The organism is Arthrobacter sp. SLBN-112 (assembly GCF_006715225.1).
In the GTDB taxonomy this organism is placed as follows: domain Bacteria; phylum Actinomycetota; class Actinomycetes; order Actinomycetales; family Micrococcaceae; genus Arthrobacter.
Genome location: NZ_VFMU01000001.1, coordinates 377,823 through 396,279, shown reverse-complemented (window position 1 = coordinate 396,279; position 18,457 = coordinate 377,823). Strand labels below are relative to the sequence as shown.

The 18,457-nt window shown below is 65.1% G+C and carries 14 protein-coding genes and 1 tRNA gene; 6 read left to right on the top strand and 9 right to left on the bottom strand.

Features of this window, described 5'->3' with window-relative positions:
* Window positions 1-80 precede the first annotated feature (80 nt).
* Entirely contained in the window at window positions 81-2,822 is a 2,742-nt protein-coding gene (aceE, locus tag FBY33_RS01880; RefSeq protein WP_142029042.1) for a pyruvate dehydrogenase (acetyl-transferring), homodimeric type, read from the bottom strand.
* 312 nt (window positions 2,823-3,134) lie between these two features.
* On the opposite strand from aceE, the gene FBY33_RS01875 reads away from it, so the two are divergent.
* The 3 genes from FBY33_RS01875 to FBY33_RS01865 are packed head-to-tail and all read left to right on the top strand — an operon-like array spanning window position 3,135 to window position 6,275.
* A complete protein-coding gene (locus FBY33_RS01875; RefSeq protein WP_142029041.1) occupies window positions 3,135-4,703 on the top strand; it encodes an NCS1 family nucleobase:cation symporter-1 in 1,569 nt (522 codons plus the stop codon).
* A 53-nt stretch (window positions 4,704-4,756) separates the two neighbouring features.
* Window positions 4,757-5,500, top strand: a complete 744-nt coding sequence (locus tag FBY33_RS01870) for an aspartate/glutamate racemase family protein (protein WP_142029040.1) — start codon at window positions 4,757-4,759, stop codon at window positions 5,498-5,500.
* Window positions 5,501-5,513: 13 nt separating this feature from the next.
* Entirely contained in the window at window positions 5,514-6,275 is a 762-nt protein-coding gene (locus tag FBY33_RS01865; protein WP_142029039.1) for an SDR family oxidoreductase, read from the top strand.
* 14 nt (window positions 6,276-6,289) lie between these two features.
* On the opposite strand, the gene FBY33_RS01860 is transcribed toward FBY33_RS01865, so the two are convergent.
* Genes FBY33_RS01860 through FBY33_RS01850 form a run of 3 tightly spaced genes read right to left on the bottom strand, consistent with a single transcriptional unit; the run spans window position 6,290 to window position 9,363 of the window.
* Window positions 6,290-6,667, bottom strand: a complete 378-nt coding sequence (locus FBY33_RS01860) for a sterol carrier family protein (RefSeq protein WP_142029038.1) — start codon at window positions 6,665-6,667, stop codon at window positions 6,290-6,292.
* Between the two features lie 41 nt (window positions 6,668-6,708).
* Complete coding sequence (locus tag FBY33_RS01855; protein ID WP_142029037.1) at window positions 6,709-7,725, bottom strand: asparaginase; 1,017 nt, start codon at window positions 7,723-7,725, stop codon at window positions 6,709-6,711.
* 51 nt (window positions 7,726-7,776) lie between these two features.
* Window positions 7,777-9,363 (bottom strand): molybdopterin-dependent oxidoreductase, encoded by a 1,587-nt coding sequence (locus tag FBY33_RS01850; RefSeq protein WP_142029036.1) that lies wholly within the window; start codon window positions 9,361-9,363, stop codon window positions 7,777-7,779.
* A gap of 95 nt (window positions 9,364-9,458) precedes the next feature.
* Between FBY33_RS01850 and purD the strand changes: the two genes are divergently transcribed.
* Both purD and FBY33_RS01840 read left to right on the top strand, forming a co-directional pair.
* Window positions 9,459-10,775 (top strand): phosphoribosylamine--glycine ligase, encoded by a 1,317-nt coding sequence (purD, locus tag FBY33_RS01845; RefSeq protein WP_142032443.1) that lies wholly within the window; start codon window positions 9,459-9,461, stop codon window positions 10,773-10,775.
* A 3-nt stretch (window positions 10,776-10,778) separates the two neighbouring features.
* A complete protein-coding gene (locus FBY33_RS01840) occupies window positions 10,779-11,717 on the top strand; it encodes a phosphoribosylaminoimidazolesuccinocarboxamide synthase (RefSeq protein ID WP_142029035.1) in 939 nt (312 codons plus the stop codon).
* 51 nt (window positions 11,718-11,768) lie between these two features.
* Here FBY33_RS01840 and FBY33_RS01835 read toward each other — a convergent pair whose 3' ends face one another.
* Entirely contained in the window at window positions 11,769-13,034 is a 1,266-nt protein-coding gene (locus FBY33_RS01835) for a helix-turn-helix domain-containing protein (protein ID WP_142029034.1), read from the bottom strand.
* A 133-nt stretch (window positions 13,035-13,167) separates the two neighbouring features.
* Here FBY33_RS01835 and FBY33_RS01830 point away from each other — a divergent pair, with 133 nt between their 5' ends.
* The gene (locus tag FBY33_RS01830; protein ID WP_142029033.1) at window positions 13,168-13,386 is read left to right on the top strand and encodes a hypothetical protein; all 219 of its coding nucleotides are present in this window, start codon (window positions 13,168-13,170) and stop codon (window positions 13,384-13,386) included.
* Window positions 13,387-13,526: 140 nt separating this feature from the next.
* On the opposite strand, the gene FBY33_RS01825 is transcribed toward FBY33_RS01830, so the two are convergent.
* From FBY33_RS01825 to FBY33_RS01810, 4 genes are all read right to left on the bottom strand, one after another.
* Window positions 13,527-13,603 (bottom strand) — tRNA-Pro (locus tag FBY33_RS01825).
* 82 nt (window positions 13,604-13,685) lie between these two features.
* A complete protein-coding gene (locus tag FBY33_RS01820) occupies window positions 13,686-15,512 on the bottom strand; it encodes an ABC transporter ATP-binding protein (protein ID WP_142029032.1) in 1,827 nt (608 codons plus the stop codon).
* Window positions 15,509-17,317, bottom strand: coding sequence for an ABC transporter ATP-binding protein (locus FBY33_RS01815; protein ID WP_142029031.1), 1,809 nt, complete (start codon window positions 17,315-17,317; stop codon window positions 15,509-15,511). The genes FBY33_RS01820 and FBY33_RS01815 overlap by 4 nt, the downstream gene beginning before the upstream one ends.
* Window positions 17,318-17,510: 193 nt before the next feature.
* Window positions 17,511-18,455: a metallophosphoesterase gene (locus tag FBY33_RS01810; RefSeq protein WP_142029030.1), complete on the bottom strand. Its 945-nt coding sequence runs from the start codon at window positions 18,453-18,455 to the stop codon at window positions 17,511-17,513.
* Window positions 18,456-18,457 lie beyond the last annotated feature (2 nt).

The following is an 18,457-nucleotide window of genomic DNA, read 5'->3' as shown; positions in this document are numbered from 1 at the left end:
GGGTAACAGGGCAAGTACAGACCGCCTCTGCCCGCACGTCAATAGGCCCAACGACTCCCCTTTGGGGAGGATCCAAGGCCTCAGGCGTCGCCGCCTGCCCCGCCGGTGGTTCCGGCGTTGACATCCAGCAGCTTGTAGCGGTCCAGCGCGTATTGCGGCGCTCCCGCCTCGACTTCGCCCCTCGCCGCGAGCAGCTGCAGCACTTTCACCACGATGGAGTGGGTGTCGTTTTTGAAGTAGCGGCGGGCTGCTGCGCGGGTGTCGGAGAAGCCGAAGCCGTCGGCGCCGAGGGTGGCGAATTCGTTGGGGACGAATTGGCGGATCTGGTCGGGCACGGCTTTCATGTAGTCGGATACGGCGACGATGGGGCCGGTGGCGCCTTCGAGTTGTTGGGTGACGAAGGGGGTGCGGGCGGGTTGGCCGGGGTTGAGGAAGGCTTCTTCTTCGGCGGCGAGTCCGTCGCGGCGCAGTTCGTTCCAGGAGGTGACGGACCAGACGTCGGCGGAGACGTTCCAGTCATCGGCCAGGATGCGTTGGGCGTCGATGGCCCAGGGCACGGAGACGCCGGAGGCGAGGATCTGGGTGCGGGGACCGTCGATCTTTGCCGGGGCGAGGAGGTAGATGCCCTTGATGACGCCTTCGACGTCGAGGTTTTCCGGTTCTGCGGGTTGGACGATGGGTTCGTTGTACACGGTGAGGTAGTACATGACGTTCTTCTCGTCCGAGTCCGGCCCGTACATGCGTTCGAGGCCGGAGCGCATGATGTGCCCGATTTCGTAGCCGTAGGCGGGGTCGTAGGTGATGACGGCGGGGTTGGTGGAGGCCAGCAGGGGGGAGTGGCCGTCGGCGTGCTGGAGGCCTTCGCCGGTGAGGGTGGTCCGTCCTGCGGTGGCGCCGATGATGAAGCCGCGGGTCATTTGGTCTGCTGCTGCCCAGAAGGCGTCGCCGGTGCGCTGGAAGCCGAACATGGAGTAGAACACGTAGACCGGGACCAGGGGCACGCCGTGGGTGGCGTAGGAGGTCCCGGCGGCGGTGAAGGCTGCCACGGCGCCGGCTTCGTTGATGCCGGGGTGGATCAGTTGCCCGGCGGGGGATTCCTTGTAGGCCAGGACCAGGTCGCGGTCCACGGAGAGGTAGTTCTGGCCCTTGGGGTTGTAGATCTTCGCGGTGGGGAAGAACGCATCCATGCCGAAGGTACGGGCTTCGTCGGGGATGATCGGGGCGATGTGCTTGCCGAAGTTCTTATCCCGCATCAGGTCCTTGAGGAGCCGGACGAAGGCCATGGTGGTGGCGGCCTGCTGCTTGCCGGATCCGCGCTTGGCCACCTCGTAGGACTTCGCGTCCGGCAACGCGATTTCGGCGTGGGTGTTCCGGCGCTCCGGGACGGACCCGCCGAGGGCGGCACGGCGTTCCATCATGTACTTGATTTCCGGGGCGTCGTTACCGGGGTGGTAGTACGGCGGCCGGTACGCGTCGTTCTCGATCTGTTCGTCGGTGACGGGGATCCGGAGGTGGTCGCGGAACTTCTTCAGGTCATCCTGGGTCAGTTTCTTCATCTGGTGGGTCGCGTTGCGGCCCTCGAAGTGCGGGCCCAGGCCGTAGCCCTTGACGGTGTGGGCGAGGATGACGGTGGGTTTGCCCTTGAATTCGGTGGCGGCCTTGTAGGCGGCGTAGACCTTGCGGTAGTCGTGGCCGCCGCGTTTGAGGTTCCAGATCTGGTCATCGGTGAGGTCCGCGACGAGGTCTTTGGTCTGCGGGGTCTTGCCGAAGAAGTGTTCGCGGACGAACCCGCCGGATTCGGCTTTGTAGGTCTGGTAGTCCCCGTCGACGGTCTCGTTCATGATCTTCACCAGGGACCCGTCGGTGTCGCGGGTGAGCAGGTCATCCCACTCCCGGCCCCAGACGACCTTGATCACGTTCCAGCCCGCGCCGCGGAAGAACGCTTCGAGTTCCTGCATGATCTTGCCGTTGCCCCGTACCGGGCCGTCCAGGCGCTGGAGGTTGCAGTTGATCACGAAGTTCAGGTTGTCCAGGTTCTCGTTCGCGGCGAGCTGGAGCAGGCCGCGGGACTCGGGCTCGTCCATTTCGCCGTCGCCCAGGAACGCCCAGACCTGCTGGTCAGACGTGTCCTTCAGGCCGCGGTTGTGCAGGTACCGGTTGTTCTGGGCCTGGTAGATCGCGTTCATCGGGCCGATGCCCATGGACACGGTGGGGAATTCCCAGAAGTGCGGCATCAGGCGCGGGTGCGGGTAGGAGGACAGGGCATGGCCTTCACGGGACTTTTCCTGCCGGAACCCGTCCAGGTCCTCCTCGGACAGGCGTCCTTCCATGAACGCCCGGGCGTACATGCCGGGGGAGGCGTGGCCCTGGAAGAAGACCTGGTCCCCGCCGCCGGGGTGGTCCTTGCCGCGGAAGAAGTGGTTGAACCCGACCTCGTACAGAGTCGCGGCCCCGGCGTAGGTGGAGATGTGCCCGCCGACCCCGATATCGGGCCGCTGCGCCCGGTGGACCATGACCGCGGCGTTCCACCGCATGTACGCACGGTACCGGCGCTCGTACTCCTCGTTGCCCGGGAACTGGGCTTCCTGGTCCACCGGGATCGTGTTCACATAATCGGTGGTGGTCACCATCGGCACCCCGACGCTCTGCGCGCCCGCGCGCTGCAGCAGGCTCCGCATGATGTATTGGGCACGCTCGGTGCCCTGTTCCCTGATCAACGCGTCCAGGGACTCAACCCACTCGGCAGTCTCTTCCGGATCACGATCAGGCAGCTGGTTAGTCAACCCGCTGAGGATATGGGAGGTATCTTCTCCTGCAGCCACGTCAGCCTCTTTTCATCTTTGAACGCATCGGGCGCATGTTTTTCGTATTGCGAGAAAACATTATTGCTAGATGAGAATAGTGAGAGTCTGAGGCTCGGTCAACGTGACGGCTGGCATGCGGGCGGAGAATCAGGCGGACGGCAGAAAGCAGCCGTTTGTGACTGGCTTGCACTGATGCTGCCGCTTGACCGTCAGTGACGCAGGTCATACCATTATTTCACTATTCAATATCTCGATTCCGCAATGTGGAATAACAGAAACGACCAAGCGTCGGCCTCACCACCCGGAATCCTCCAAAGAATTGAGAACCCTATGCAAACCCCTCCCTCCACGGGCGTTGACGCGGGCCAGGGGCTGACAGAGACGTCAGCCGTTCCAGCCCATCCGTCGGGCAGCGTTGAAGCCCTGTGCGAAACCGCCAGCGCAGCTTCAGGCACAAGCATCAGCCCTTCCCTCTACAACGCCGACCTTGCCCCCACCAAACGCGCGGGCCGCAGCTGGACGGGCTACAGCATCTTCACCCTCTGGGCCAACGACGTGCACAGCCTGGGCAACTATGCCTTTGCCATCGGACTGTTCGCCCTGGGTCTGGGCGGCTGGCAGATCCTGATGGCACTTGGCATTGGTGCCGCGCTGCTGTTCGGACTCCTGACCCTTTCCGGTTTCATGGGGGTCAAGACCGGTGTCCCCTTCCCGGTCATGAGCCGCATCAGTTTCGGCATCAGGGGTGCCCAGATTGCCAGCCTCCTCCGCGGCGCGGTGGCCGTGGCATGGTTCGGCATCCAGACCTACCTCGCTTCCGTGGTCTTCCGCGTGATGCTCGTAGCCATGTTCCCGGCCCTGGGGGACCTGGACCAGGACTCCATCCTGGGACTGTCCACGCTGGGATGGATGGCCTTCGTGGCCCTCTGGGTGGTGCAGCTGGTCATCGTCAGCTTCGGCATGGAAATGATCCGCAAATACGAGGCATTCGCCGGCCCTGTCATCCTCGCCACCATGGCCGCGATGGCTGTCTGGATCTTCGTGGAAGCCGGCGGAAGCATCGCCTGGTCTTCCAACAAGGCCCTGGAAGGGCCGGAAATGTGGCTCACCATCTTCGCCGGCGGCGCCCTCTGGGTCTCGATCTACGGCACGTTCGTCCTGAACTTCTGCGATTTCACCCGCTCAGCGGTCTCCAAAAAGGCGGTGGTCCGCGGCAACTTCTGGGGCATCCCCATCAACATGCTCGTGTTCGGCGCCATCGTGGTGGTCATGGCCGGCGGCCAGTTCAAGATCAACGGCACCATCATCAAGAGCCCGTCGGATATCGTCCAGACCATCCCCAACACGCTGTTCCTGGTCCTTGCCTGCCTTGCCCTGTTGATCCTGACCATCGCCGTGAACCTCATGGCCAACTTCGTCGCCCCCGTGTACGCCCTGACCAACCTGTTCCCCCGGCGGTTGAACTTCCGCAGGGCCGCAATGGTCTCGGGCACCATCGGACTGGTCATCCTGCCCTGGAACCTTTACAACAACCCGCTGGTCATCGTGTACTTCCTCGGCGGCCTCGGTGCGTTGCTTGGCCCGCTGTTCGGCGTCGTCATGGCGGACTACTGGCTGATCCGCCGCGGCAAGGTCAATGTCCCCGAGCTCTACACGGCATCACCGGAAGGCGCGTACTTCTACCGAAAAGGCGTGAACCCGCGGGCGATCATCGCCATGGTTCCGGCGGCCGTCCTGGCCCTGCTGATCGCCTTCGTACCCGGGCTGGCTGCCGCGGCACCCTTCGCCTGGTTCTTCGCAGCGGGCATAGCAGCGGCACTGTACTTCTTCATCGCCGACCGCAACCAAAGGCTGGACGACCGCGACGGCGAGGCCATCGCCGTCGTCAGCACCCACTAAGCCCCACCACTGAACACGGCCCAACCACGGCCGCCCGACCAAGGATCCTCCCCATGCGCATACTCGTCGCAAACGTCAACACCACCCAGTCAATGACAGACTCGATCGCCGCATCGGCGCGCAGCGTGGCCGCTCCCGGCACGGAGATCGTCGGCATCACCCCGAGGTTCGGCGCCGACTCCTGTGAAGGAAACTTCGAAAGCTACCTTGCCGCCATAGCCGTGATGGACGCCGTCACGTCCCACCCCGGGCCCTTCGACGCCGTCATCCAGGCAGGATACGGCGAGCACGGCCGCGAGGGGCTGCAGGAGCTGCTGGACGTCCCGGTCGTCGACATCACCGAGGCCGCCGCCAGCACGGCCATGTTCCTGGGGCACAAGTATTCGGTGGTCACCACCCTGGACCGGACGGTACCCCTCATCGAGGACCGGCTGAAGCTGGCCGGGCTGGACGCCAGGTGCGCGTCAGTCCGTGCCAGCGGCATGGCAGTCCTGGAACTTGAGGAAGAACCGGAGCGCGCCGTGGAAGCCATCATCAACCAGGCGATGCTGGCCGTAACCCAGGACCGGGCTGAGGTGATTGTCCTTGGCTGCGGCGGCATGGCCGGCCTGGACGAGCAGATCCGGCAACGGGCAGGTGTTCCCGTGGTGGATGGCGTAGCCTCTGCCGTGACCATCGCCGAATCCCTGGTCCGCATGCGCCTGACCACCTCCAAGGTGCGGACGTTCGCTGCGCCGCGGCCCAAGACCGTCATAGGCTGGCCGCTGAACAAGCCGGCCGTGCCGGCCCAGCTTTAGCCCAGGAGAGCGCATGGACACTTCCCCTCCCACAGCACGCGTCGCCGTCGTCACAGGCGCAGGCTCCGGCATCGGCCGGGAGGTTGCCCGGCAGATGCTGGCCGACGGCTACCGCGTGGTCCTGGCCGGCCGCCGGGAGGCGCAGCTGAAGGAAACAGCGGATGGCAGCCCCGACGCCCTGGTGGTTCCCTGCGACGTGACCCGGCCCGACGACGTCGAGCGGCTTTTCGAGGCAGCCCGCCAACAGTGGGGACGGGTGGACGTGCTGTTCAACAACGCCGGGGTGTTCGGCCCGGCGGCCGGGGTGGACGAGATCAGCCTGGCGGACTGGAACGCCACCCTGGCCGTGAACCTTACCGGGTCCATGCTGTGCGCCGCCGCGGCGGTGCGGACCATGAAGGCGCAGGAACCTCAGGGCGGGCGGATCATCAACAACGGCTCCATCTCCGCGCATTCACCCCGGCCGCGCACCGTGGCCTACACCGTCACCAAGCACGCCATGACCGGCCTGACCAAGAGCATCGAACTGGACGGCCGCGGCTACGGCATCACCTGCGGGCAGATCGATATCGGCAACACCGCCACCGAGATCATGGACACCATCGGCGTCGGCTCGGGTGCGCTGCAGGCGGACGGCAGCCGCAAGGTGGAGCCGATGTTTCCGGTGGCGGATGCGGCGCGGGCAGTGCTGATGATGGCCAACATGCCGGCCTCCGCCAGCGTGGGCTCAGTGGTGGTCACCGCGGCAGGGATGCCCTTCATCGGCCGCGGCTAGCCGCACCGGAAGGGCTACAGCGGCAGCAGGGCCGACAGGTCCGCGCGCAGGCCGGACGCAGCCACCTTGCCGGCCCCGACTGCCTCCGCCCAGCCCAACTGGCCGGTGACCATTCCAAGCCAGGTGGCGGCGTCGCACTCAATCACGTTGGGCGGGGTGCCGCGCGTGTGCCGCGGACCCTCAACGCACTGGGTGACGCCAAACGGCGGGACGCGCACCTCCACGGAGTTGCCCGGCGCACGCGCCGTCACCTCCTCCAATGAGTACCTGACGGCAGTGGCCAGGACCGTCCGCGGCAAGGGAACGTCCGACGCCGGCTGGGCAGCTTCCAGCCACGCCTTCAGTGCTGCTTTGCCTTCCTGGACGTCAATACGACGGCGGGCTACGGCCATGCCTTCAATCTTCCTTCGGTGTGTTGCTGGGGGATGGGGCGTCAGTCCAGGAGCGCGGAAACTGCCGGGCCCAGCCTGATCTTGCCCACCGGGCGGCCGCCGCCAAGCACGGGTTCCACCACGCGCTCCAGGGCACTGGCAACTCCCGGGATCTCCACGGCCCCTGCCGCGGCGAGGAGGGTGAGGGCCACCAGCGAGGTGGCGCGGACATTTCCGTCAAGGATCTTAACTGCCACGGAGACCCCTTGGGGCGTTGCCATGGCCAGGACGCCCTCAGCCCCGATCTTGGCAATGACCTCCAGCTCATCCATTACCAGGGTGTTGGCTTCGCCGCGGCCCTGCACCGCCCAGGGGTAGTCAAGCATCGAGGTGGCGATGGTGGCGGCCCTGGCGCTGAAGCTCTGGTCACCGGGGGCCTTGGCCAGGTGGGAGTAGGCCCTCGCCAGGCCCTTCAGGGAAACAGCCGCCACCGGGGCGCCGCAGCCGTCGATCCCAAGGTGGGCGATCTTCTCGCCCGTGTATTCCTCGACGACGGTACGCACCCGCTGCTGCAGCGGGTGGTTCGGCTCCAGGTAGCTGTGGGTGTCCCACCCGTTTTCGGTGCAGGCCCACAGGAAGGCTGCGTGCTTCCCGGAACAGTTGTACGCCAGCCTCGACTTCCCCTTTTCCGAGCGCACCAGCCAGTTCCGGGCCGTCTCATCCTGCGGCCACGCCTCAGGGCACTGCAATTGGTCTTCACGGACTCCGGCCGCCTTGAGCATGCCCGCCACCACATCCATGTGGTCCAGGGATCCGGTATGGCTTCCACAGGCGATGGCCACTTGGGCGCCGCGCAGCGGAACCCCTGACTGCATGGACGCCAGGGCCTGGAATGGCTTGAGCGTGGACCGCGCGAAGATGGGCGTGTTGATGTCCCCGAGTTCGGTGACCACCGAACCGTCCGCGGACAGGAGCACGGCGGAACCGATGTGCCGCGACTCCACAAAGCCGCTTCGTTCGATCACGGCCAGTTCGACGGCGGAGTCAACAGTGAAGGTGGCATGCGGATTGTGCGGCATACAGCCAGTCTATGGGCCAGTCCCGCAGATGCCGGGGACTACTGCACGGGACTACTGCACGGTGACCATCACCGACTGCCAGCCCGATGCGCCGTCAGGGACCGGATCGGCGCGCTGGTCCGTCTGTACCTCCCCGGTCCCGTCCGTGGCCCGGACCTTGATGTAGTGCGGGCCGGGCGTGGCGTCCCATTCGTAGGACCACTGGCGCCAGGTGGCGGTGGACGCTTCGGTGGAAAGGGTGGCTTCCGTCCAGTCTCCGTTGTCGATCTGGATTTCCACTTTGGTGATGCCGCGCGTCTGGGCCCAGGCGGTCCCGCCCACGGCGACTTTCCCGGCCGGTACCTTCGCGAAGGATTTCGGCACGTCCACGCGTGCCATCGTCTTGATGGGACCGCGCTCGGACCAGCCCCGCTCGGTCCAGTAGGCCTTGCTGTCGGCGAACCTGGTGATCTCCAGGTCCACCACCCACTTGGTGGCGGAGACAAACCCATACAGCCCGGGAACCACCATCCGGACGGGGTAGCCGTGCTCCAGCGGAAGCGGCTCCCCGTTCATGCCGATGGCCAGCATGGCGTCCCTGTCGTCCTGCAGGACCTCCAGCGGAGTGGAGGCGCTGAAGCCGTCGATGGACTTCGACAGCACCATGTCCGCCCCGTCCTTGGGTTTGGCGCGGGCCAGGACTTCACGGATGGGCAGGCCCAGCCACTTGGCGTTGCCGGCCAGGTTGCCGCCCACGGGATTGGAGACGCAGGTGAGCGTGACATGCGACTCGATCAGTTTGGCGTCGAGCAGGTCCTGGAACGTGAGCGTCACTTCCTGTTCCACGAGCCCGTGCACGCGCAGTTCCCAGTCGTCAACATTGATTTCCGGCACGCTCAGCGCCGTATCGATCCGGTAGAAATCGCCGTTGGGAGTCAGCCACGGCGGAACACCGGGCACCGTTGACTGGACCCCGGCCGGTACAGGGGCTGCGGCCTTTGCCGGCGACGGCAGCGTCAGTGCTTCCCTTGCCCTGGCCACATTGCTGCGCGCGGCAGCCAGCACCCGCCCACCGGTGGCGGCAATGCCCGCGGCCAGGGCGGTGATCCCGGCAGCGGCGAAGAACCGGCGACGGCTGGTACCGTCGCTCCCAACCCGTTCTCCGCCGTCGGACGCTGTATCCGCCGGCGCTTCCGGCCACGCCTTCAACCCCCACAGCGGCACCATCAGCCGGCGCAGGACCACCAGCCCGGCGATGGTTCCCAGCACCGAAGGGATGGAATCGGCGGCGCCCACCCCCGCGCGGGTCACCACACTGGCCACGATCACGGCCCCCATGAAGAGCACGCCCAGGACGCCCAGCGCCCATTTCCGGTAGGCCACCACGCCCAGGATGCAGGCAAGCACCGCGATGGTCAGGCCCATGCCGACGAACAACGCCGCCTTGTCGTTGGTGCCGAAGGTGGCGATGGCAAAGTCCTTCAGGGCGGGCGGCGTGAAATCAATGAAGGTGGACCCCAGGGCAAACAGTGGGGTAGCCCTGGCGGTGAAGAACGCCCCGGTCAGCTCCGCAACAGCAAGTACGACGGCGGCTGCCACCACGCCTGCCAATGCGGCCATGGTTGCCGGGCCTGTAATCCTGTTTCGCAGCTTTGTCATGTCTATGGTTCGGAGCGGGCGGGAGTCCGGATTGACCGGCCGGGGGAGGACACAGCTTAGGAGCGGGGAGGGTGCACAAAGTACCCTTGGACACTGTGAAGGTACTCGTCATTGGCCCCGGAGGCCGCGAACACGCCATTGTCCGCTCCCTGCTTGCCGACCCCAACGTGTCCGAGGTCCACGCGGCGCCTGGCAATGCCGGCATCAGCAAGCTGGTTCCCACCTACAACATCAACGGCAACGATCCCGAGGCAGTTGCGGAGCTGGCCACCCGGCTCGGCGTGGACCTCGTGGTGGTGGGCCCGGAGGCGCCGCTGGCCGCGGGCGTATCGGACGCCGTCCGCGAAGCCGGGATTCCCGTTTTCGGGCCGAGCAAGGCAGCAGCCCAGCTTGAGGCCTCAAAGGCCTTCGCCAAGGAAGTCATGGCGGAAGCAGGCGTCCCCACGGCGATGGCCATGGTGGCCACGAATGCCGAGGAAGCAGCATCCGCCCTGGACACCTTCGGTGCCCCATACGTCGTGAAGGACGATGGGCTCGCCGCCGGCAAGGGCGTTGTGGTCACCCGCAACCGCGACGAAGCCTTGGCGCACGCCCAGTCCTGCTTCGACGCCGGCGGCTCGGTGGTCATCGAGGAGTTCCTGGACGGCCCTGAAGTTTCCCTGTTTGTCCTCTGCGATGGGCAGAACACCGTGGCGCTCTCGCCCGCACAGGATTTCAAGCGCATCTTCGACAACGACGAAGGGCCCAACACCGGCGGCATGGGCGCCTATACGCCGCTCGAGTGGGCCCCCGAAGGGCTGGTCCAGGAAGTCCTTGACCGGGTAGCCCGGCCCACCGTCAAGGAAATGGCCCGCCGCGGCACCCCGTTCGTAGGCGTACTGTTCGTCGGCCTGGCCCTCACCTCGCGCGGCACCCGCGTCATCGAGTTCAACGTCCGCTTCGGCGACCCCGAGACCCAGGCGGTCCTCGCCCGGCTCAAGACCCCCCTCGGTGCGCTGCTGATGGCGGCCGCCAAGGGCGAACTGGACAAGGCAGAAGAGCTGCGGTGGGCCAGGGAAACTGCCGTCGCCGTCGTCATCGCCTCGGAGAACTACCCGGACAAGCCCCGCACCGGTGACCGCATCCGCGGGCTCAAGAAGGTTGAGGAACTCGACGGCGTGCACGTCATCCACGCCGGAACCGCCCTGGATGAGGAAGGCAAGGTGGTGTCCGCCGGCGGGCGGGTGCTGGCCGTCGTCGCCCTGGGCAGCGACCTGGTGGAGGCACGCGAGAAAGCGTACGACGGCGTGGAGTTGGTGAAGCTGGACGGCTCGCAGTTCCGCATGGACATCGGACGCAAAGCAGCCCGCGGGGAAATCAAGGTACCGTACGGTGCCACGGGCTCCATGCCCATCGTGAAAGCAAAGGCCTGACCCATGACTGAAACCCCAGAGAACCGCGGCTACGCCACCGAGACCCTTGACCTGCCCGGCTGGACACACGTCTACTCCGGCAAGGTGCGCGACCTCTACGAGCCCGCCGACGAGTCCATCCTGCAGCGCGTTGGCCAGGAATGCGTGCTGGTGGTGGCCAGCGACCGGATCAGTGCCTACGACCACGTGCTGTCCAGTGAAATCCCCGACAAGGGACGCATCCTGACCCAGCTGAGCCTCTGGTGGTTCGACCAGCTGGGCGTGGAGCACCATGTGCTCGGCTCCACCGTGGAGGACGGCGTGCCGGCCGAGGTGGAGGGCCGGGCCATGATCTGCAAGAAGTTGGACATGTTCCCGGTGGAGTGCATCGCCCGCGGCTACCTCACGGGATCGGGCCTGCAGGAATACAAGGCCTCCGGTACGGTGTGCAACATCCCGCTGCCTGAAGGCCTGGTGGACGGGTCCCGGCTGGACCACCCCATTTTCACGCCTTCGGCCAAGGCGCTGATCGGCGAACACGACGAGAACATCACCTACGACGCCGTGGTCGCCCTGGTTGGTGATGACATCGCCGCCCGCCTCAGCGAGTTGACGCTGAAGATCTACACGACGGCGGAAAAGATCGCCCGTGAGCGAGGCATCATCCTGGCGGATACCAAGGTGGAATTCGGCTACGACGCGGTCTCCGGGTCGATCACCCTGGGCGACGAGGTGCTGACGCCGGATTCCTCGCGCTTCTGGGATGCCGCCACCTACAAGCCGGGCCAGGCCCAGCCTTCCTATGACAAGCAGTATGTGCGGGACTGGCTCACTTCAGCCGAGTCCGGTTGGGACAAATCTTCGGACACCCCGCCGCCGGCGCTTCCCGCTGAGGTCGTGGAGCGTACCAGGGGCCGTTACGTCGAAGCGTACGAGAAGATCACTGGAAAGACATTCTCCTAGGCCAAACTCGAAGCCAGGTAAGCCCGCTTTTACGGGTTTACCTGGCTTCGTTTAACTGGCCTTGGCGGCAGCGGCTGCGCGTTTCTGCGCCAGCTTGATTTCCAGGATCGCGTCCAGCGCCTGCTGGACCCGGTCCTGCGCACCGGCAGCGGCGAAGGCCTTTTGGGCGTCCTCAAGATGGACCAGTGCTTCGTCGGTATCGCCCGCGGCCTTGAGGGACTTACCCAAAAGAAGGGAAACCTCTCCGGCAGTGTGCTTGGCAAGGTGCTCCCGCTCCGCATGGATCTCGCGCAATTTCTCGACGGCGGCAACAATGTCCCCGGTCAGGTACAGCCAGCGGGCACGGATGAAGGCGACTTCCAGCTCGTCGCTCTTGGTGCCACTTACGATCGAAAAGGCGAGCTCGGCGCGCTCAATAGCTGAGAGTGTTTCGGGTTCAACGATCCCGGAGGAAAGCCTGACCGCTGCGGAGGCTTTATTGAAACGGGCCCACAGCTCGATGTCGTTGGCGGGGGAGAGCAGGCGCGCTGCCCGTTCGTGGTGTTTGACGCCCTCCGCGTAGTCGTGGCGCATGAATGCAACGTTCCCGACAACCCAAGCTACTTCTCCGGCCAACTGTGACATGGAGTTCTCATCGACTTGCGACACAAGTGTTTGGCAGTATGACCAGGCCTGTTCCAGCCGACCGCTTTCGGCCAGAGCGCCAATCAGGACCCGCAAAGCCCCAGTGATAATAGTTGAGCTCTGCGGCAGTTGCTCCGACAGCTTCATGGCCTCCATGGCCTGGTCTACGGCGGCAGACAACTGGCCTTGGCGTTGGTAGACCGTGGCCAGCATCTGCCTGGCCCGCACTCCCAGTCCCACAGACTCCCTGGCCATAGGGTGTTCCATCAGGCGCTCGATAATCTGCTGGCACTCTTTCAAATCCCCATGCTTCATGAGGCATTCGGCCTGCATGTAGGTCATGTTCCACCAGGCGCTGGTGTTCTTCGCTTCCAACGCGATCTGTGCCGCTGAAGCAGCATGGCTGGCTGCCAGGGGATAATCCCTCAGGTCCCATGCCTGCCTGGCATAGAGGCCCGCCAGCACGTACTCAGCGTCGCCAATTGATATCGGCTGACTCCATGCCTCCAGCGCCTTCGGTGCAAGCTCCAGCCGACGGGCCAGTTCCTCGATTACTTCCGCAGTGGGTTCCCTGCGGCCCGTCTCCAGCAGGGATATGTAGCTGGGTGAATACAGGTCCTTGCCCAGTTCGGCCTGTGTCAGTCCACGCTCGAGGCGCTCTGCCCGGAGCTTCTCTCCGAATCCGTTGCCCACGCGTTTCCTCCTTCTGGACAGTTAAGGCCGTCGCGAATGCTTGACAGCCCCTGTGGAAAATATTTTACAATGTGTGTCAACAAGGACAGTGCTGGCTTTGTAACGAATCCGACTCGTATTGAGGAACCAAACTATGTTGAAGAAGATCGCAACTGCAGCCGTCCTAGCCGGCGCGCTGGCATTTTCTGCGGCCGCCCCGGCCGTCCTGTCTGCCGGTTCCCTCGCGGACTCGACAGGTTCATCGGTCGCCACCGGCAACTGGCCGGACCCGATGTCCAAGCCGGTCAAGGAGAAGAAGAACAGTGGCACCACGTACACCGCGTACACGGGCAACTGGCCGGACCCGATGTAATAGCTTCCTCAACAACAGGAGGCGATGAAACAGCCCCGGAGCACAAGCTCCGGGGCTGTTTCTGTTAGGCGACCAGTGATGGCCGTGACCATATCGAGATGAAAAAAGAGGGCCTCCGCAAGGAGACCCTCTTTTCGTTATGGTCGGGATGACAGGATTTGAACCTGCGACCTCTTCGTCCCGAACGAAGCGCGCTACCAAGCTGCGCTACATCCCGATCCGCTGCAAAAGCAACTTTACAAGGATAGCCGATTCAGGCTCTGGATGCGAAATCCCGGGCGGGCCACGGAAGAAATGGTTCAGACCAGTGAGTCTTTCCATGCACCATGCAAGTCAGCGAAGCGTCCGCCACCGCCGATCAGTTCCTCCGGGCTGCCATCCTCCACGATCCGGCCGTCGTGCACCACCAGGACACGGTCCGCCGTCTCCACCGTGGACAGGCGGTGGGCGATGATCAGGGCCGTCCTGCGTGCCGCTTCCGTACCGGCGAGCAGGCGGGCCAGCCCGGCCTGCACCAGCCGCTCGGACGGGATGTCCAACGAGGAGGTGGCCTCGTCCAGGATCAGCACTGCCGGCTGCGCAAGGAAGGCCCTGGCAAAGCTGATCAGCTGCCGCTGGCCGGAGGAGACCCTGCCGCCGCGCTTGTTAACGTCGGTGTCGTAGCCTTCGGGAAGCTGCAGGATGAACTCGTGGGCGCCCACCGCCTTGGCGGCCTCTTCGATCTCGGCGCGTGATGCCTCGGGCCGGCCCAGGGCGATGTTATCCGCCACCGAGCCGCTGAACAGGAAGGCTTCCTGGGTGACCATGACGATGTTCCGGCGGAGGTCGGTGGTGGCCAGGTCGCGGAGGTCCACGCCGTCCAGGGTGAGGGTGCCGGAGGTGACGTCGTAGAAGCGCGCGATGAGTTTGGCCAGGGTGGATTTTCCGGCCCCTGTCTGTCCCACCAGGGCGACGGTCTGTCCGGCCGGGATGTGCAGGTCCAGGCGGGGCACCACCACCGGGCCATCGCCGTAGCGGAATTCCACACCGTTGAAGTCGATCCGCCCCGTGGCACTGGGAAGGGGCACCGGGTTCTTCGGCGGCCGGACCGTGGGCACCTCTTCGAGCAGTCCGGACACTTTTTCCAGGGCTGCCTGGGCGCTTTGGAACGAGTTGTAGAACATGGCCATCTGGTCCACCGGCTGGAAGAAGCGCTTGGTGGAGAGGATGAGGGCCAGGAGCACGCCTACTGCCAGGTCGCCGCTGAGCACCCGGAATCCCCCGAACAACAGGACTACGGCAACGCAGACGTTGCCGATCAGTACCAGGCCCGGCTGGAAGATGCCGTTGAGATTGATGGACCGGACGGTGACCAGTCGGTAGTCCTCGGCGAGTTTGCCGTAGCGCTCCGAGTTCTCCTTCTCCTTGCGGAAGGCTTTGACGGCGCGGATGCCGGTCATGGTTTCCACGAAGTGCACGATCAGCCGTGCGGAGACCACACGGGACTCCCGGAAGGCGATCTGCGAGTGCTTCTGGTACCAGCGGGACAGGAAGAACATCGGCACGCCGGCAGCCAGCACCAGCAAGCCGCTCCGCCAGTCCAGGGCAAAGATGGTGACGGCGGTAAAGGCCATGAAGAGCATTCCGGAAGCGAGGGAGCTGACGCCCGAGTCGAGGAGTTCGCGCAGCGCCTCCAGGTCCGAGGTCTGCCGGGCGATGATCCTGCCGGAGGTGTATTTTTCGTGGAACTCCAGGCTGAGCCGCTGCGTGTGGCGGAAGACGCGCACCCTCAGGTCCAGCAGCATCGCCTGGCTGAGCCGCGCGGTGGAGGTGACATAGAGGGCGGTGAGTCCCGCCGTCGCAATGGCTGCCAAAAGGTAGGCGATGCCGGTGAACACCAGCGGGAGGTTGTTGCCGGCCTGGAGGGCCGGCAGGGCGTGGTCGATCCCGAACGCGATCAGTGCGGGGCCGGCCACGCGCGCGGCCTGGGACAGGACCACCATGGCGATGGTCAGCCAGAACCGGACCCGCACCGGACGGATCAGCGACCGCAGCAGGGCGAGCGACCGCCGTCGTACTGCCCTGCTGTCGCTCTTGCTGAGGTGGGCGTTGTCTTCGTTGGCAGTGCCAAAGGTTGCGGTGCTCATCGGGTCACTTCCTCAGCCTGGTCTTCGAGGGCCGACAGTTCGGAGTCCAGGTCCCGCGGCTCCCGGTCCAGGCTGGCGATGACGTAGCGGTAGTGCTGGTTGTGGGCCAGCAGTTCGGTGTGCGTTCCCACGGCGGTGATGCGCCCGTCCTCCAGCAGCGCCACCCGGTCTGCGAGGGCCACGGTGGAAGGACGGTGGGCCACAATCAGGGTGGTGGTGTCCTTCAGGACCTCGCGGAGGCGGGCCTCCACCAGTTCTTCGGTGTGGACGTCCAGGGCGGACAGCGGGTTGTCCAGGACCAGCACCCTCGGACGGGCGGCGATGGCACGCGCCAGCGCAATGCGCTGCCGCTGGCCGCCGGACAGGCTCAGGCCTTCCTCGCCGATCAGCGTGTCCACGCCCTCCGGCAGGGAATAGGCGAAGTGTGCCTGGGCCACGTCAAGGGCTTCGTCCAGGACATCCTCGGTGCGGACCGGGGCGCCAAGCAGGACGTTGTCCCGGACGGAATTGGAGAAGAGCGTGGTGTCTTCGAACGCCACGCCGACGATCCTGCGCAGCTCCTCGACATCGAAGTCCCGGAGGTTTGTGCCGTCGATGGTGATGGCGCCGCCGGTGACGTCGTACAGCCGGGGCACCAGCTGGATCAGCGCACTTTTGCCGCTGCCGGTAATGCCCACCAGGGCCATGGTTTCACCGGGCAGGATGTCCAGGTTGATGTCCTTGAGGATCGGCTTGTCCGGTGCGTCCTCGAAGGCAAAAATTGCGTGGTTGAAGCGGAGTGCCCCGGCCAGTTCGTCCGGGCTGCTGGGTTGCGCGGGGCTGGTGATGGTGTTCTGCGTGTCTATCACTTCGTAGTGGCGGTCGACGGCGGTCTTGGCCGTGAGTGCCATGGCCAGCAGCATGCCGGAAAATTCCACGGGGGAGGCCATGACTGCGGCTGTGGCGAAGAACGCCACCAGGGCGCCGATGCTCAACTCGCCGCTGGCGCATAGCATCACGCCCACCACCAGGCCGGCTCCCAGGGCGAGCTCGGGAAGCAGGGTGACCACCATGGTGAACGTCGCCTGGTGCCGTGCCTTCGCGATCTCCGTCTGGCGCAGTTCCTCCGCCTGCTGGTTGAAGTTTTCCAAGGCTTCCCGGCTGCGGCCGAAGGCCTTGAGTACCCGGATGCCGTGGACCGATTCCTCTACCGTCGTGGCAAGGTCCCCGGCCTGGTCCTGGCCTTGGCGGGCAACCTTGCTGAACCGGGTGCGGAACCGGAAGCTGTTGATCGTGATGGGAACGGCGGCGGCCAGGAAGATCAGGGCCAGCTGCCAGCTCATGGCGAACATGGCCACGATGCCGATGATCACGGTCAGGGTGGTGACCACCAACATGATGGCGCCAAAGGCCATCCAGCGGCGCAGGAAGTTCAGGTCCGTCATGGCCCGCGACAGCAGCTGGCCGGAGCCCCACCGGTCGTGGAAGGAGACGGTCAGGTCCTGCAGGTGGTCATAAAGGGACACCCGCATCCGGGTTTCCACCGAGGTGGCAGGGTTGATGACGAACTGCCGGCGCAGGGCCACCAGTCCCGCCTCGGCGATCCCCAGGACCAGGATGACGGCGGCCGACACCCATACCGCCTCAGGGGAACCTCCTGGCTGCAGTGCCGTGTTCACCAGGACCCGCAGCACCTGCGGGATGGTCAGGGCCACCACGCTGGCCAGGAGAGCGCAGAGGAGTCCCAGCAGGAGCCTGGGGATGATGGGCCGGACATGCGGATAAAGACGGCTGATGGATCGGAAAAATGGAGTCTGCTTGGCCATGCCCGCTTCTCAAGCTCTAAAACGAATGTAGTTTCCTCTAGCAACTACCCTATGCCATTGGCGTGAGCCGTTTCACACGGATTTTGAGGGACGCGTGCTGCTTGCCCAGTTATTGCAGACCGTAATGCGGATGCCCTATCAGATATGGTCCTCATAACCCCATTTTGGGGACCGTATCTGATGGAGCAACAGGTCAGTTGGGGGACGTGAGGGTCAGCAGGACCGCTTCAGGTTTGCAGGCGATCCTTACCGGTGCGAAGCGCGAGGTGCCGATGCCGCCGGAGACGTTGACCGGCGTCGTGCTTCCGTTGCTTGACCAGTCGTTGAGGCCCTTTGCACGCCAGGTGGGAAGGTCGCAGTTGGATACGATGGCCCCGTAACCAGGGATGCACAGCTGGCCGCCGTGCGTGTGTCCGGCCAGCAAGAGGTCCGCTCCGCTTTCGGTGAAGTGGTCCAGGACCCGCTGGTACGGCGCGTGGATGACCGCTACCCGGAGGTGGTCATTCGCATCCTGGCTGACAGTTCCGCGGGGCCAGCCGGCGTATCGCTCCCGCTTCAGGTGCGGGTCATCAACCCCGGAGAAGTCGAATCGCATGCCCTTGAGGACCAGGGACTGGTTGCGGTTGGTGAGGTCAACCCAGCCGCTCATGCCAAAGCCGGAGCGCAGGCGCGGCCAGTCGAGCGCGATCGGTTTGGGCTTGACCTTGGACGGTCCCAACAGGTACGCCGCCGGATTCTTGGGACTTGGAGCGAAGTAATCGTTGGAGCCAGGAACGAAGACGCCGGGGAACTGCAGCAGCGGCTTCAAGGCTGCCAGCAGCGGGTCCACGGCCTTGACATGGCTGAGGTTATCGCCCGTATTCACCACGAGGTCCGGCCGAAGGTCCGCCAGTGACCCCAGCCAGTCAGCCTTCTTGTCCTGCCTCGGTACGAAATGGATGTCACTGAGGTGCAGGATCCGGAATGGTTCGCGGCCGGGAGGCAGGATGGCCAGCGTTTCCTCGCGGAGGACGAACTGGTTCTTCTCCCACAGTCCGTAGCCGAAGGCAGCCATCCCGGCCGCGGCGCCGGCGCCCGCAGTGACGGCAAAGCCGCGCCCGATTGCACGGGCGCGGCTTGCCAGGGTGTCGATGTTCATGG